Raw genomic sequence first — 14,721 nt, 5'->3', positions numbered from 1 at the left:
CAAAAAAAATACCCTTTTCAGGGTATGGACGGCAATGTTCAGGGAGGGTAATGTAATATTCCTTATACTACTGAGAATGATCTAATTACCTCATAGTGACTAAGGAGAAAAGTATAGAACAACACACATTATGAAGACAAAAAAATTACTTACCGGCTTGGCACTTGCGGCAAGCCTCACTGGAGCAGCGAATGCTGCGATTGTTGTTGGCGATGTCATCGGCATCGATTTCGGTTCAACTCCCTATGCCGGAGGAGGAAACTTCAATGACTTTGGTCATCCAAATATTGCCAATGGAGCCTCATCAGCATTCGTAGGAACTCTCGTCAACCTTGATGGTAATGACGTTACTGGAGTAGGTTTCTCGGTTGGAAATTTCAGTGGAGATAACACGGCTGACGCACTTATATCCAACGGTAGTGCAGGCTCCGCTCCTTTTGATGAGTCATCTATTTACGTTGACGCTCTAATCTCTAATGACTCTAATGGCACAGGTAATCTTGATCCTGGTGGATACCTCACGCTTACTTTCACTGGTCTTGATGATAGTCTGACTTACAATCTGAATGGTGGCTTTGATGGCACAAACGCCAACTTCAATACAACTTGGTCTTTTGATAGTGGTAGCGCAGGTATCTCAACTACCCAGAATGATAGTATTTCATCCTTCTTAGCCGCATCAGGTGATGGCTATCACATTCGCGAGGGCTTACAAACAGACGGAAGTGGAAACCTTGTCATTCAACTAACTAGAACTAACCACGTGAATGTAGGTGGTCTGACCCTGTCAGCAGTCCCAGAGCCATCCACCACCGCCCTCCTCGGCTTCGGTGGTTTTGCTCTGATCCTGCGCCGCAGAAAGTAGACTGATCAATACATCTCCCGATCACGAGAGATTTAAAATCTTCGGGCGGAAAACGAGTCGATTCGTTTTCCGCTCTTTTTTGGCTGAATTTTCGGAGTGTAAGGACGACGAGTCTGACCTACGAATCTAACAAAATCTACTTGGCGCGCCCGATACAGATCAGCTCTTTCATCGTGCGGGTGTAGATCCGGCCGTTGCTGTAACTGAGGCTGGAAAGAGTCCAAGTTTTGCCGGCCGGTCCGAGATCACTGATTGAGACGAGGGCTTTGTCATCGAGCACCGGAGCATTCCATTTGATCACGTAGACCATGCCAATCATGGTCGGCATGTAGAGGTAGTCACCGATGACAGTAGGGCTCGCCGCGGAGCAATGCCCCCAGCCGTTACCGGCATTCCGTTTGTCTTGGGTGGCGAGAAAGCCTTTCGCGTTGCGCATGTCGTTGGGGATGGCTTTGTTCCACAGCGTTTGATCCTCGCCATTCTTCGCACGCACTACTTGCACCGGCACTTGCAGGTATTCGACTTTGCCTGTGGAAACATGCACCCGCCCAATGTGGAAACCGCTGAAGGTGCGGAAGTAGTGGTAGTCGCCAACCAGAATATTGGTCTGATAGGTGATCGGTTTTTTCGAAGCCGCTAATTTCTGATCAGATTCGGTGACATATTTTCCATCGACCTGTCGGCAGATTTGCACTCCTTGGGTGAGCGAAACCTTGTCGCGTATCTTGCCGGTTTTGAGATCAACGGACTGGTGATTCTGTCCGACAAACATCGCGGCAATTTCGGAATTCCAACAGACATTCTGGTGGGATGCGTAGCCTTTGACTCCGAGATCCCAGATCGTTTTTCCATCGGCGGCATTGAGTAGAGAGATTCCGTAGGGTTCTTCCGGTGGCTTGTGACCACCGCCGCGTCCTGTGAGAATGGCGGCTTTTTCACCTGCGAGCTGACCGGGCAGTGAGGTGGCGTGGATACTGGTTCCGGACTCGGCGACCCATGCGAGCTTACCGGTTTTCAAATCGTAGGCATGCAGCCAGGTCCAGTAGGCGCGGTCTCGGCCGAGTGGCTTGGCTCCAGCTTTGGTGCTGACTTTTGGATCGAGAGCAGAGGGTTTGACGCGCACCACGATCACCTTGCCATCGTGTAGAAATGGTTCGTGCTGGCGGGAGTGATGCCTGCCGAATGGCACCCACTGTTTTGACCACAGCTCGTTGCCCTCGAAATCAAAACACTTCATAGAGCCGCCAACGTTGGTGAAGCAAATACGCTCGCCATCGCTTACCGGAGAGGCGGCGGTGTTATCGCTGAACAGGCTGGAGAGATCGGTGACACGTGTGCCTGGCAATTCGCGTCGCCAGACTTCTTTACCGGTCTCGGCATCGAAGCATTGGCCGATGACCAGCGATCCCATTTCCGCATCTTCCTCCGTAGGCGCATGCGAGGCTACAAAGACACGTCCACCCGAAACAATCACACTTCCCTGACCAGTGTTCGGAAGTGGCACTCGCCACAGAATGCTTTCATCACGTGAAACACTGAAGCTGAGCGGAGCACTGCCATCTGCGATAAAATCACCACTTGGCCCAGCAGCTTGAGTCCAATCGTCACAGCTGGCGGTGCTTATCAGCAGGGGAGCTAGGAGTAATCCGCTTATGGATGTTAGAAATCGCATGGTGAAAGTGATTGTCTGCGTGAACGACAGAGGCGTCACGCACAAAGCGGCGATGACGGAGTCGGACAAGTCATGCGTGAACGATGGAGAGGGCTTATTTTTAGACAACACAGGTCAAACTTTTACCCTGGCTAGTTCAGTGAGACACAGCAAATCGAGAAGGGGGCGTTTTGGTTAGCTGTTTGGGTAGGTATTATTTTGTAACGTTTCGTATAAATTAGCGTTAGTCTATGCTGCTTAGCAGCTCGGATGCTCTGCAAGCCAGATGGCAACGGGCAAAAACGGTTGCCAATAAAGACCATTATCAGATCCGCCTTTTTCTCCTGTATGAAGCCATTTCCATATCATCGTATTATGATGACCGCGATAGCGTTGATCATTTTAAGTCCGGTTGTCGCTAGGGCATCGGAAAAGGAACTGCTGGAATCGGATGCCATGCAGCAGGTGACCAAGCTGGCCCGCGCCGGTGCCCTGGATTACGAGAAGCACATTGCTCCGATCGTTGAGAAATACTGTACCGATTGCCATAATCCGATCGACGACGAAGGTAGCATCGATCTCGAGGCATTGCTGACCACTAAGGAGGCGTCGAAATACCCGAAGCTGTGGGAAATGGTCGGCAAGACCGCGCGCATGGATGTCATGCCGCCTCCGAAGAAAAAGACCCGACCCGACATCCGCGAGCGAGCTCTGCTGATTGGTTGGGCGATGCAGATCGGCTACCTTTGGGACCAGGGAATCATGGGCACCGACCCAGGCCGCACCACCTTGCACCGACTGAACCGGAACGAGTATAACTACACCATCCGCGATCTCTTCGGTTTGAAAATTCGGCCAGCCGATAATTTCCCAGAAGACAGCGCCGGCGAGGGCGGCTTCGATAACGATGCCGATGCCCTTTTTCTACCCGCCCTGCTGATGGAGAACTACTTCGAGGCTGCGGTGAAAATATCTAACATGATGCTCGGAAATCTGAGTCGTCGACAGGCATTCCTGTTAGGTTCCAGCAGCAATGCCGCCGGTGCACGCAAAGTCTTCGCCCACTGGGCGCCACAGATCTACCGCCGCCCTGTCGAGAAAGATGAGATTGAGCGACTGGTCACCGTTTACAGCAATGCACGGAAGCAGGGCAAAAATCACGTCGTCGCCATTCGCGATCCGCTGATCATGATGCTGGTTTCACCGAGCTTTTTGTATCGCTCCGAGTTACCGATCGCCGGTGGTGGGAAAACGGTGGGGCTTACCGAGTTTGAATTAGCGAATCGACTTTCCTATTTCCTCTGGGCATCCATGCCTGACCAGGAGCTGTTCAAGCTGGCGAACGAGAAGAAGCTCTCCGATCCCAAGGTCTTACGCGAGCAGGTCATGCGCATGCTCAAGGACGACAAGGCGAATACCCTCGCCATGCACCTCGGCGGCCAATGGCTCGGCTGGGAGCAGCTGCGCGGCAGTGCCAATCCGGACACCAAAAAATTCCCGATGTTTGACTTCGCCCTGCGCGTGGACATGTATCGCGAGTCATCGAATTTCTTTGAGCATCTGCTGCGCGAAAATGGCAGCCTCTATGATCTGCTCGACTCGGACTACAGCTTCCTCAACGATCGCCTGGCCAAGCTCTACGGCGTCAAGGGCGTTACGGGGAGTCATTTCCGTAAGGTGAAATTGAATAACCCAAACCGTGGCGGAGTACTCGGCATGGGCAGTGTGTTAGTCGCCTCATCCATGCCGCTGCGCACCAGTCCGTCGCTGCGGGGTTCGTATGTGTTAGAAAGTTTGTTAGGCGATAAACCACCGTCGCCACCGATGGATGTCGAGCAGCTCCCGGCCAACGATTCCAAGCTCAAGACCCAGACATTCCGCCAGACCCTCGATGAGCACCGCGACAGCCCAGACTGCCGCGCCTGCCACGCGCTGATCGATCCCCTGGGCTTCGGACTCGAGAACTTCGATGCCATCGGCCGCTGGCGCACCATGCAGAACGGCGCCAAGATCGACACCGCCGGCGAGACCCCCGCCGGTGAGAAATTCTCCGGTCCGGCGGAGCTGAAAAAGCTCCTGCTCAAGCGCAAGGACGAGTTCACTCGCCACGCAGTGGAGAAGTTTCTCTCCTACGCGCTCGGCCGCGAGCTGACTCCGTATGACCGACCCGTCACTCGTGAGATTACCGATAAAGTGATGGCGGAAAATGGCAGCATGCACACGCTGATCATGGCCGTCGTCACCAGCCACCCTTTCCTGAATCGCCAGAATCCAAAGAAATAACCCCTGCACCACCAACCACCATGAACAGCAAAACTTTCAATGCATCACGTCGCGGCTTCCTGCGCGGAGTCGGTGTTACCATGGCGCTGCCATTCCTCGAGTCAATGTCGCCCGTGGGCAAGGCACTGGCGCAGGGCAGCAAGACCGGATCACTGGGTGCCAATGGCGAGCCGATCCGATTTGCCACCTTCTTCATGCCCAACGGCGTCAACCCAAGAGCATGGTTAGAAAGCGGCAAAGGCGGCAAGCTCGGTGAGCTACCACGCATTCTCAAACCTCTCGACGCTCTCAAGGAGCACATCAACGTCATCACCGGCATCAAGAACCCCGGCAATGGCCACAGTCTGGGCACCGCCAGTTTTCTAACAGGAATGAACCCGCATCGCACGATGAAGCCTAGCGAGGTGAATGTGCACAACGCCAGCCTGGACCAAATCATCGGTGAGGCATTGAAAACCAGCACCGTCTTCCCCACGCTCGAGCTTGGTATGGGTGGACAAGCCGCTGCGGCGAATGCCATGGCTGCGACTCCGGTATACACCAGCCACATCTGCTGGAAAGATGCGAACACACCCATCCCCTACGAGGTGAATCCACAGCGAGCCTTCGACCGTTTGTTCAAAAACGCCTCCGCCAAGGGCAAACGCCGACCCGATACCGAGCCGTCTAACATGCCCGATAGCAGCGTCATCGATGCCGTCCTAGCGGATGCCAAGGCGCTCGGCAAAAAACTCGGCCGTGAGGACAAGGCCAAGCTCGATGAATACTTCACCGCCGTGCGCGAAGTGGAAAAACGCATCGCCCAACAGGATGCCGTCACCGGGCTGAACATCACCGAAGACGTGCTCAAGGACATCCTTGGTCTGAAGGGCGACATCCGCGAGCACATGGCCGATCAGAAGGACGGTCGCTTCCAGAAGCAGCCGAAGATTCCGCAGCGCGAATATGGCCGACTGATGATGGACATCCTCGCGCTCTCATTCTGGAGTAACTCCACCCGCTCCGCCACCCTGTCCTTCGGCAACGGCTTCCAAGGCGGCGGCAACATGTCCTTCCTCGATGGCGTCAACAGCGCCCACCACCAGGCCTCGCACCACGGATTCAAGGACCAGAAGCTGGAGCAGTTCACCGTGATCAACACTTTCTACATGGAGCAGTATGCCTACTTGTTAGATCGCTTGCGGAACATGAAAGAGGGCTCGTCCAACGTGCTGGAGAACTCTCTGGTGCTGTTCGGCTCGAACATCAGCACCGGCCAAGCGCACAATGGCAAAAACATCCCCGTCATCCTCTCCGGTAACGCGGGGGGCCGATTGAAAACCGGTCGTCACATCGCCACGAACAATCAACAGATCGGTGACCTGCACCGCTCCATACTCGATATGATGAACGTGGATGCGAAAATTGGCCAAGGCTCCGGCACCATCAAAGGCATCTAACAAAACGGTGTTCCCCATTTTTCAAGCTCCCTAACAAAATATGATCAAAGCAATCTTCAGCCTCCTCTTACTCATCCCCATCGCGGGCATCAGCCACGCCAAGCCGCTGCCAGAATCTCCGTCGAAAGCCGAAAAACCTTACACCGACCTGATCAAAGGCAAGTGGATGCATCAGGAAGAGCCGCTGACCAAGGACGGACTGCCGTTCTGGTTTTACGCGGATCGCAAATTGAAAAGCGGCAAGAAACACCCGCTCGTCATCGTGCTGCACGGCCGGAGAAACAACGCCAAGCCAGGCGAGAAGTTCAAGGTGCAGAGCATCGCCACCATCTGGACCAAGGATCAGATTTACAAAGAGCACCCTTGCTTTGTAGTGCAGCCGTACTACCCGCCGAAGGGTGGCTGGGAAAAGATCCCCGAGAAAATTGATGAGCTGGTGAAGCATCTAACAAGCAATCTGCCGGTCGATATGAAACGCATCTACCTCGTTGGATTCTCCAACGGCGGCCAGGGAACCTTCCTCACCCTGGCACGTCAGCCGGATTGGTTTGCAGGTGCCGTCACCATGGCCGGTCCGGTATCGCCCAAGCAAGTGGTGGGCAAAATCAAGGCCCCCGTCTGGTGCTGGGTGGGTGGCAACGATACCGACCTGAACAAAAACGTCCGCCTGCCAGCCTTGGCAAAGCAGTTGCAGAAACTCGACGATCGAGTGAAGCTCAACATCGTGCCCGGTGGTGGCCACGGTTGCGCACCGCAATCGATCGGCACGGACAAGGTGCGCGATTGGCTATTTGATCAGAGACTACCCTAATCCATTATGAAACTTTACCATCTCCTCATCCCACTACTGACAGCCACAGGTGCGATCAACGCCGAGAATAATCTTCCTGTTAGCAAAGGCCTGATGCTCGATCTCGATGCTGATCATGGCGTGGAGCTGGAGGAGGGGAATCGGGTCAAGGCCTGGCATAACCAAGTGAAAGGCAATGCCGCCGATGTTTTTGTCAAACGTGACGAAGGCCGCAAGGTTCCTGGCTCGGGCCGACCCACTCTCGTCCAGAAGGTCAAAAAGATAGGCGACCACAACACTCTCGCCTTCGATCGTCAGGAGCTGATCAACATGGACGAAGACGCTTTCGATAACCTTCTAACAGGCAGCGGCTACACCTGGGTTTCCGTGATGTCGATTGTCCAGCAGAAGAAGGGCAAGAAGGACGTGAATTCCTTTTTCGGGAATCTGAAAAACGGCAGCAACTACGAAGGATTTTGGGGATGTATTGATGACGCCAATCACGTATGGATGGGCTCTCGCTGCTGGCCAGTGGGGAAAAAAGGCAGACAGCCATTTTGGAATGAGAAAAACCCCAAGGTCTTCGCCCCGAAACCACTCGTGCTCGATCGTTACTACCTCGTGATCGGGCGCATGGGAGCGGGGCAGGGTAAGGTAAATCTGGATCTCTTTATCAACTCAGCGACCGCCATCGACACCAAAAAAGTCCCGGTCAACCCCAAGGCGAACTCCTCGAAAATGGCTATCGGCCAGGAACGGGACGCCACCAATCACCCGGGCCACGAATCATTTGTTGGCGAGATCACCCGCTTTCTTATTTTTGATCGACCACTCAGTAATCAAGAGCTATCCGAGCTGAGCAAATTCTTGATAAAGCGTTACAAGATTGCATCAAACGAATAGGATCCACTGCACGCATTCCTGCTATCATTTTCTAATAATATCAATGAGAATCACAGTCAGCTTACTCTTACTACTGGCCCTTGCCAGCACTTCCGGCCTGCACGCCGCTGATGTAAAAACCCAGGCACAAAAGCCTAACATCATCCTCATCTTTGCTGATGACCTTGGCATTGGAGATCTAGGTTGCTACGGCGCGGCGGTGAAGACACCACAGCTCGACAAGCTGGCGGCAGGAGGCCTGCGTTCCACGGATTGCCTAGTGGGTGCCAATGTCTGCGGGCCATCGCGGGCGGCTCTGATGACCGGGCGCTATCCCATGCGTGCCGGGCATCCAATTTCCAGACATCCTACGGAGAAGTATGCCAAATACGGCCTCGCCCCAGAGGAGGTGACCATGGCTGAGCAGCTTAAGTCGGCTGGCTACCACACCAAGATGGTGGGCAAGTGGCACCTTGGATTTTACGTGGATGGCTCGCACCCGCTGGACGCCGGATTCGATGAGTATTTCGGCCTGCACGGGAATTTTGTCACCACCAAAAATCGCGTCGACGAACGCACGATCTATCGAAATCGTGAAGCAGAGATCAAGGACATTGCCTTTGAAAAAGTCACCAAGCTCTACACCGATGAGGTGACCGCTTTCATCAAGAAAAAGCACCAGCAGCCATTCTTCATCTACCTTGCCCATCACATCACCCACACCCCCATCGAGCCGAGCGCTCCGTTCAAAGGGGCTTCTGGAAAAAAGGGAGGTAAGTATGGTGACTTCGTTCTGGAGCTGGACCATAGCGTCGGCCAAGTGATGGCGGCGGTTCAGGAGGCTGGGATCGCGGAGAATACACTGATCGTTTTTCTTTCCGACAACGGCCCGGCGAAAATCGGCTCGGCCGCACCCTTCCGAGGAGGGAAATACGTCACCATGGAGGGCGGCCATCGTGTGCCGGCGATCTTCAGCTGGCCTGGTAAAATTCCGGAAGGACAGGTGTCCGATGCCATGATCACCAGCATGGACCTGTTACCTCTTTTCAGTCACGTGGCGGGTGTGGATTTACCGAAGGACGTCAAGCTCGACGGCAAGAACATCATCGACATTCTAACGGGCGAAAAGAAACAGAGCCCTCACCAAAACTTTTTCTATTACAACGGTCTGAACCTGCAGGCGGTTCGTAATGAGAAGTGGAAACTGCACTTCCCACGCACTGCTGCCGACCAGCCGTATTGGGCGAAGAAAGGGGGAAAAGGAAATCCCAAGAAAATCCTCACCTCGCTGGAGCAGCCGATGTTGATCGATCTGCAGGCGGATGTGGCGGAGCAAAAGAACGTCATCGCCCAGCACCCGGAAGTCGCCGAGGAGCTGCGGAAAGCCGCGATCCAGATGCGCCAAGAAATTGGCGGCCTAAACGTCACCGGTACTGATCAACGGCCACATGGCCTGCGCAATCCTCAGGAAAAAGACTAGTCAAGGTCTCAGGATATTACCTGCCGATAATGACAGGCGGCAGTTTGTTGGACGATATCGCATGTGGATTTTGCGTATCTGTACGTGGAGCTGGCCTATTGAGTGCGGAGAGCCCTAGTGATAGTATTCATCGGAATCATGACTGTCAGGCGCTAGAGAAAGAATCCGGCTACTGCATTCATGTCGATCTTGATCGGCTCTCGATTGAGAACTCCGCAATACAACACACCAAACCCACAAAACATCGTGAAAACAAGACTCTTAGCATCGGCATGCACTATCGCCACTTTGTCGTCACTCAGCGCTGCCACCACTATCCTCAACCCCTCAGCTGACGGGACCTATTTCCAAGTTTCCGCAGGCACAGACGAGCGGGTGAATAATGATGTCGGCCGTGCTGGCAGAAATGACGGTAATACTTTTGATTTTGTCGGATTAATTATCTTTGATATCAGTAGTTTTACTACAGTTGATCTGAATACGGCCACGAACATCACCCTTACCTATTCACTTGGTGCTCAGGATAACACTCCACCCCTTGATCAAATCCAGATCGAATATATCGGTACTTTTGCCGATGATACGTTGGGCACAAACGGTATGAATGGAGCAAGCGCCACTGCGATTGCTATGGGAGCCGCTCCAATCGTGCAGACCCTCTTCAGTGGTGCTGCATCTGCGGGGAATAATCAAACTCTTGATGTAACGTCGATCAGTAGCGATACCTTCGCCAATCAATATGCTGCCTTCCGTTTCACCGACCCTAATGGCGGTACACACCAGTGGGACATCGGTGATACGACTGGCACGCCGACCGGCACGGCGATCCCCGCAGCTACTCTATCGATCACGCCAGTACCCGAGCCCTCCTCAGTCGCTCTTCTAGGCCTCGGAGGCCTCGCCTTAATTCTGCGCCGCCGCAAGTAATCGCGCGTATCGAAGCAGATTTCATTTTACCAAAGCCCTCCGTATTCTTCGGGGGGCTTTTTTTATTTTCCATTGAAGCAGCAACGATTCGGGAAGCAGTCTGCTTTGTGTCAGAAGATGGCAAAACCTGAACCATGTGGATTCTGCGTATGCTTAGGTGGAAAGACAGCATTCACCATAAGGCCGTTGTGTGCTATGTTCATCACGATCATGAGTATAACTGTCAGTATTGACACACTTCGTGCACGACAGATGAACGGATCGTAAAACTCAAAACACACATCAAACCCAATCAATAAAATGAAGACAACATTCACAATGATCAGCACTGCGCTCTGTGCGAGTGCTATTACTGCACATTCAGCAATATCCGTCACTGCAGTTGGTGATGGCACAGGTTACGACATCCTAGGGGATGGTTCCGCAACTAATGAGGCAACCGCTTATCGTTCTACCGGTGTGGTAAAGACTTTCGATAACAATGGCGACAACGTCTATGGCACTAACGGAGTGTTCGTATTTGGAGACGGCACTACTAACAATAACGGTCAGCCATTCGGACTGAATACCCAGGTAGGGCTCACCTACACATCGGTTACATCTGGCGCTGACGTGACTTCGGTTGCTACCGACCCTATTCAAGGACCCATGGATGATCCAACGCAACCTATTGGCGTCACGGTTTCTGATTTCGGTTTTGTAGGGTTTGCCACCGTGCCCTCTGGTGGTGCTGGAAACTGGGGTGAAGTTTTGGAATTTACCATTACGGCCGATATGCCACAACTCTTCCGTATTGGTCTTATTGCGGGTACACAGGCTGCTGCGAATGGTCGGTGGGATCCGACGGGGCTGCGAATCACAGATGGCGAGGGCAATGCCTTTGCTTCAGTAACCGGGTTGGAAAATGCAGGCACGGGTGGCGATGGCGCTGCAGACAGAGCTACGCCGAACTGGGTGTTCTTCGATGTTGATTTGGACGGTGCTACGTCTGGAAAGTTCGGTATTGAGACGCAACAACGACTCAGCACACAGGGTGGTGGCTTCACAGGTTTCACTATCGACGCAGTTCCTGAGCCATCGACTACGGCCCTTCTAGGCCTTGGTGGCCTCGCTCTGATCATGCGCCGTCGTAAATAATAGCGTCCCGCGAAACAGAATAATTTTAAAGCAAAGTCCTCCGAGTTTCTCGGGGGATTTTTTGTTAGGAATGGTAGTTGGCTCTCTGAAGAGGCGATGCCGCATGTGGGTCTAGAACATGTGTTGGTGGAGAACCGCTATATACAATGAATGGATCCGGCGGTAGGATTCATACCTGTCATGAATATGACCTGATGCATTCGGATCACGTCAGGCACGTCGAGATCCCGAACATACAAACCCCGTATAATACAATGAAAAGTAAAGTAAAACACATGCTAGCAATAGCACTGCTAGCCGGAACATCGTCTTCGATGGCCGCAACTCTTGCCTCGTATGAATTCAACAACTCAGATCCGGGTAATAATACCACCAATACAGTTGATTTCACCTCGTCGGATACAGATATCAATTCTACTGCCGGCACGTTTGGTTCAGGTGCTGGATTCAATTTAAATACGACCGTGGTAATGACCGGCTTCACTTCAGATGGGCTTGGACTTTCCGACGGTACGGGAGATGATCTCGCGGGTGCGATCAGTGCTGAAGATTACTTCACGTTTACAATGACTGCTGCAAGCGGGTTCACGTTGAATTTGGAGAATCTGAACTTGGACGTCGGCAGATCGATTCGCGGCGCTCAAGACTTTTATGTGTTCTCAGACGTAGATGGCTTTGTCGCAGGCCAACAAATAGATTCAGTACTGAATATCGGCGAGGGAACTACCAATTTGGACGTCGACTTATCGGATTCAAAATACAGCGGCTTATCTTTCATCGAGTTTAGAATCTACGTGGATGATCGCGCAAATAATAGCACAAGCAGCAGTGCTACTTTCGTAGACAATGTAGTGTTAACAGGGGTTGCTGTGCCAGAACCATCTTCCGCTGCGCTTCTAGGCCTCGGAGGTCTCGCTCTGATTCTCCGCCGTCGCAAGTAGGTGAGCTTAGCGAAACCAGATTAATTTTAAGCAAAGCCCTCCGAGTTTCTCGGGGGGCTTTTTTGTTAGGAATGGCAGCTGGCTCTCTGAAGAGGCGATGCCACATGTGGGTTTAGGGCATGTGTTGGTGGAGAACCGCTATTTACAATGAATGAATCCAGCGGTAGGATTCATACCTGTCATGAATATGACTTGATGGATTCGGATCACGTCAGGGATTCAAGATCTCAAACATACAAACCCAATACCAAACAATGAAAAGTACCGTAACACACATGCTAGCAATAGGACTGCTAGCCGGAACGTCGTCTTCGATGGCCGCTACTCTTGCCTCATATGAATTCAACAATCCAGATCCGGGTGCCGCTGGCGCTGGCACCGAGACGGTTGATTTCACCTCGTCAGACACGGACATGAATTCTACCGCAAGCATATTTAGTTCAGGTGCTGGATTCGATATGAATAGGACTCAGGTATCTAACGGTTTCACTTCAGGTGGCCTGGGGCTGTCCGCCGGACAGGGGAATGATCTCGCGGGTGCGATTGCCGCTAACGATTATTTTACGTTTACAGTGACTGCTGAAAGCGGCTTTATCCTGAATTTGCAAAATCTGACCTTGGATGTTGGCAGGGCGGCCAATGGCGCTGAAGACTTCTATGTGTTTTCAGACGTAGATGGCTTTGCCGATGGCCAACAAATAGGCTCTGCTGTGGATATTACAACTGCCGGCACAAGCTTGCCAGTCGATCTGTCAGATTCTAAATACAGCGGATTATCCTCAATCGAGTTCAGAATTTACGTGGACGATCGCGCAAGTAACAACGACACCAGCAGCGCTACTTTTGTAGACAATGTCGTGTTAACAGGGGATGCCGTTCCCGAGCCATCCTCAGTCGCACTTCTCGGCCTCGGAGGCCTCGCTCTGATCCTCCGCCGTCGCAAGTAGGCGAGCTTAGCGAAAACAGATTAATTTTCAGCAAAGCCCTCCGAGATTCTCGGGGGGCTTTTTTATGAACGGAATGGGAAGTAAATCTTGCGGTGATCTCCGGCATGAACAGTGTTGAAAAAGTTCTCTGCCAGAGATCATTCACGCTTTTTCCACCGACTCCGCTTTTCCGCTCGCGATTGATTTGAAGACGGCCTCCATCACGAGATGGTCCTTTAGGCCCTCCAGCCCGTGCACCTTCGATTCCTTGCCTTCCATAATGTCTTTCGAAAACTGATCCATCTGCACCTGGAAATGATCCGTCTGGGGGAAGTCTAACGGATTTTTTGGGTCGGACGTCCAACCTTTTTGTCCCCCAGTTCCGAAACAAGGCCCCATGCCAAATTGCCCCTTGTCTGCAAAGGCGGTGAGTTGATTGTACCCTCGCAGGTTAAACGAGCACAGCAGGTTCGCTGTTCTTCCGGAGGCGAACTTCATGGTCCATGTGATCGTTTCATCCACTTCGGCAAATTTCTTTGGGTCCGTTTTAGTTTCCAAGGCGCTCACCATGATGGGTTCTTCATCAAAGATGTAGCGGGTCGCTTGGATCACGTAGACCCCCACATCGAGGAGGGCACCGCCGCCCATATCCTTCTTTAATCGCCATCCGTCTGAGCCACCCATTCGGAAACCAAATCCCGCGTCAATGTGACGGACGTTGCCAAAGGTCTTCTCCTTGGCAAACCGAATCATTTCCTTGTGATGGGGCTCATATTGCAAACGATATGCGACTCCTAATTTCACCCCGGCTTTTTGACAGGCATCGATCATCTCCCGGCAGTCTGTCGGCGAAATCGCCATCGGTTTTTCCACATAGACATGCTTACCAGCCTTCGCCGCCCTGAGCGTGAACTCACGGTGCATGGAATTGGGTAAGACGAGGTAAACGACATCGATGTCAGGGTTTTTGATCACCTCGTCGAAATTCTCGTAGTTGTAGATGCCGCTGTCTTTGAACCCGTATTTCTTTTGCCAGGTCTTGGCCTTCTCGGCTGTGCCTGTAACCACTCCTGCGAGGTGCGCATGTTTGGCTTTCGAAAATGCAGGTCCGATCGATCTGGTGCTGAGTCCACCCAAACCGACCACGGCCCAACCCAATTTCTTCTTGTCTGGCTTACCTCCAGCTTCCTGTCCATTGGCGATGGAAGTGGCCAGCCCTGCTCCGATCACAGTCTTCAAAAACGGGCGGCGCGACAACGAGTTTGCATTCATGCATATTAATAAACACCACCCTGCTACCCTTGCCAAGGAGAAGGACTTGTCGTCCCGATCTATTTAAAAAATAGAGTGGGGTAAATATTTCACTTTCTACCTCATGGTTCTAATTCCATTGACTTCCC

12 protein-coding genes are annotated in these 14,721 nt (G+C 52.6%); 10 read left to right on the top strand and 2 right to left on the bottom strand.

Features of this window, described 5'->3' with window-relative positions; genetic code table 11:
• The first annotated feature begins 130 nt into the window (after nt 1–130).
• On the top strand, nt 131–865 hold the full coding sequence (locus ACSPJT_RS11110; RefSeq protein WP_435892622.1) for a PEP-CTERM sorting domain-containing protein: 735 nt from the start codon (nt 131–133) through the stop codon (nt 863–865).
• Between the two features lie 136 nt (nt 866–1,001).
• Here the strand turns inward: ACSPJT_RS11110 and ACSPJT_RS11105 are convergent, their stop codons facing one another.
• The gene (locus ACSPJT_RS11105; protein WP_435892621.1) at nt 1,002–2,537 is read right to left on the bottom strand and encodes an outer membrane protein assembly factor BamB family protein; all 1,536 of its coding nucleotides are present in this window, start codon (nt 2,535–2,537) and stop codon (nt 1,002–1,004) included.
• A 354-nt stretch (nt 2,538–2,891) separates the two neighbouring features.
• On the opposite strand from ACSPJT_RS11105, the gene ACSPJT_RS11100 reads away from it, so the two are divergent.
• From ACSPJT_RS11100 to ACSPJT_RS11060, 9 genes are all read left to right on the top strand, one after another.
• Nucleotides 2,892–4,799, top strand: coding sequence for a DUF1592 domain-containing protein (locus ACSPJT_RS11100; protein ID WP_435892620.1), 1,908 nt, complete (start codon nt 2,892–2,894; stop codon nt 4,797–4,799).
• Between the two features lie 20 nt (nt 4,800–4,819).
• The gene (locus ACSPJT_RS11095) at nt 4,820–6,238 is read left to right on the top strand and encodes a DUF1552 domain-containing protein (protein ID WP_435892619.1); all 1,419 of its coding nucleotides are present in this window, start codon (nt 4,820–4,822) and stop codon (nt 6,236–6,238) included.
• A gap of 40 nt (nt 6,239–6,278) precedes the next feature.
• Nucleotides 6,279–7,049 carry a dienelactone hydrolase family protein gene (locus ACSPJT_RS11090; RefSeq protein ID WP_435892618.1) on the top strand — a complete coding sequence of 257 codons (771 nt, stop codon included), beginning with the start codon at nt 6,279–6,281 and terminating at the stop codon, nt 7,047–7,049.
• Between the two features lie 6 nt (nt 7,050–7,055).
• Nucleotides 7,056–7,931 carry a hypothetical protein gene (locus tag ACSPJT_RS11085; RefSeq protein ID WP_435892617.1) on the top strand — a complete coding sequence of 292 codons (876 nt, stop codon included), beginning with the start codon at nt 7,056–7,058 and terminating at the stop codon, nt 7,929–7,931.
• A gap of 43 nt (nt 7,932–7,974) precedes the next feature.
• On the top strand, nt 7,975–9,390 hold the full coding sequence (locus ACSPJT_RS11080; protein WP_435892616.1) for a sulfatase family protein: 1,416 nt from the start codon (nt 7,975–7,977) through the stop codon (nt 9,388–9,390).
• A gap of 246 nt (nt 9,391–9,636) precedes the next feature.
• Nucleotides 9,637–10,317: a PEP-CTERM sorting domain-containing protein gene (locus ACSPJT_RS11075; protein WP_435892615.1), complete on the top strand. Its 681-nt coding sequence runs from the start codon at nt 9,637–9,639 to the stop codon at nt 10,315–10,317.
• 300 nt (nt 10,318–10,617) lie between these two features.
• Nucleotides 10,618–11,454 carry a PEP-CTERM sorting domain-containing protein gene (locus ACSPJT_RS11070; protein ID WP_435892614.1) on the top strand — a complete coding sequence of 279 codons (837 nt, stop codon included), beginning with the start codon at nt 10,618–10,620 and terminating at the stop codon, nt 11,452–11,454.
• Between the two features lie 254 nt (nt 11,455–11,708).
• Entirely contained in the window at nt 11,709–12,395 is a 687-nt protein-coding gene (locus tag ACSPJT_RS11065; protein WP_435892613.1) for a PEP-CTERM sorting domain-containing protein, read from the top strand.
• Nucleotides 12,396–12,670: 275 nt separating this feature from the next.
• Nucleotides 12,671–13,342 carry a PEP-CTERM sorting domain-containing protein gene (locus ACSPJT_RS11060; RefSeq protein WP_435892612.1) on the top strand — a complete coding sequence of 224 codons (672 nt, stop codon included), beginning with the start codon at nt 12,671–12,673 and terminating at the stop codon, nt 13,340–13,342.
• A gap of 141 nt (nt 13,343–13,483) precedes the next feature.
• Here the strand turns inward: ACSPJT_RS11060 and ACSPJT_RS11055 are convergent, their stop codons facing one another.
• Entirely contained in the window at nt 13,484–14,593 is a 1,110-nt protein-coding gene (locus ACSPJT_RS11055) for a Gfo/Idh/MocA family protein (RefSeq protein WP_435892611.1), read from the bottom strand.
• Nucleotides 14,594–14,721: the final 128 nt, after the last annotated feature.

Source organism: Oceaniferula spumae (assembly GCF_042849255.1).
GTDB classification, from domain to species: domain Bacteria; phylum Verrucomicrobiota; class Verrucomicrobiia; order Verrucomicrobiales; family Akkermansiaceae; genus Oceaniferula; species Oceaniferula spumae.
The sequence above is the reverse complement of the archived record's forward strand: the minus strand, read 5'-3'. Positions and strand labels throughout refer to the sequence as shown.

Bases quoted from the DNA above. Each gene is read 5' to 3' on its own strand.
- ACSPJT_RS11105 (WP_435892621.1), bottom strand. From the start codon at position 2,537: ATGCGATTTCTAACATCCATAAGCGGATTACTCCTAGCTCCCCTGCTG.
- ACSPJT_RS11085 (WP_435892617.1), top strand. From the start codon at position 7,056: ATGAAACTTTACCATCTCCTCATCCCACTACTGACAGCCACAGGTGCG.
- ACSPJT_RS11095 (WP_435892619.1), top strand. From the start codon at position 4,820: ATGAACAGCAAAACTTTCAATGCATCACGTCGCGGCTTCCTGCGCGGA.
- ACSPJT_RS11110 (WP_435892622.1), top strand. From the start codon at position 131: ATGAAGACAAAAAAATTACTTACCGGCTTGGCACTTGCGGCAAGCCTC.
- ACSPJT_RS11060 (WP_435892612.1), top strand. From the start codon at position 12,671: ATGCTAGCAATAGGACTGCTAGCCGGAACGTCGTCTTCGATGGCCGCT.
- ACSPJT_RS11080 (WP_435892616.1), top strand. From the start codon at position 7,975: ATGAGAATCACAGTCAGCTTACTCTTACTACTGGCCCTTGCCAGCACT.
- ACSPJT_RS11065 (WP_435892613.1), top strand. From the start codon at position 11,709: ATGAAAAGTAAAGTAAAACACATGCTAGCAATAGCACTGCTAGCCGGA.
- ACSPJT_RS11055 (WP_435892611.1), bottom strand. From the start codon at position 14,593: ATGAATGCAAACTCGTTGTCGCGCCGCCCGTTTTTGAAGACTGTGATC.
- ACSPJT_RS11090 (WP_435892618.1), top strand. From the start codon at position 6,279: ATGATCAAAGCAATCTTCAGCCTCCTCTTACTCATCCCCATCGCGGGC.
- ACSPJT_RS11070 (WP_435892614.1), top strand. From the start codon at position 10,618: ATGAAGACAACATTCACAATGATCAGCACTGCGCTCTGTGCGAGTGCT.
- ACSPJT_RS11100 (WP_435892620.1), top strand. From the start codon at position 2,892: ATGATGACCGCGATAGCGTTGATCATTTTAAGTCCGGTTGTCGCTAGG.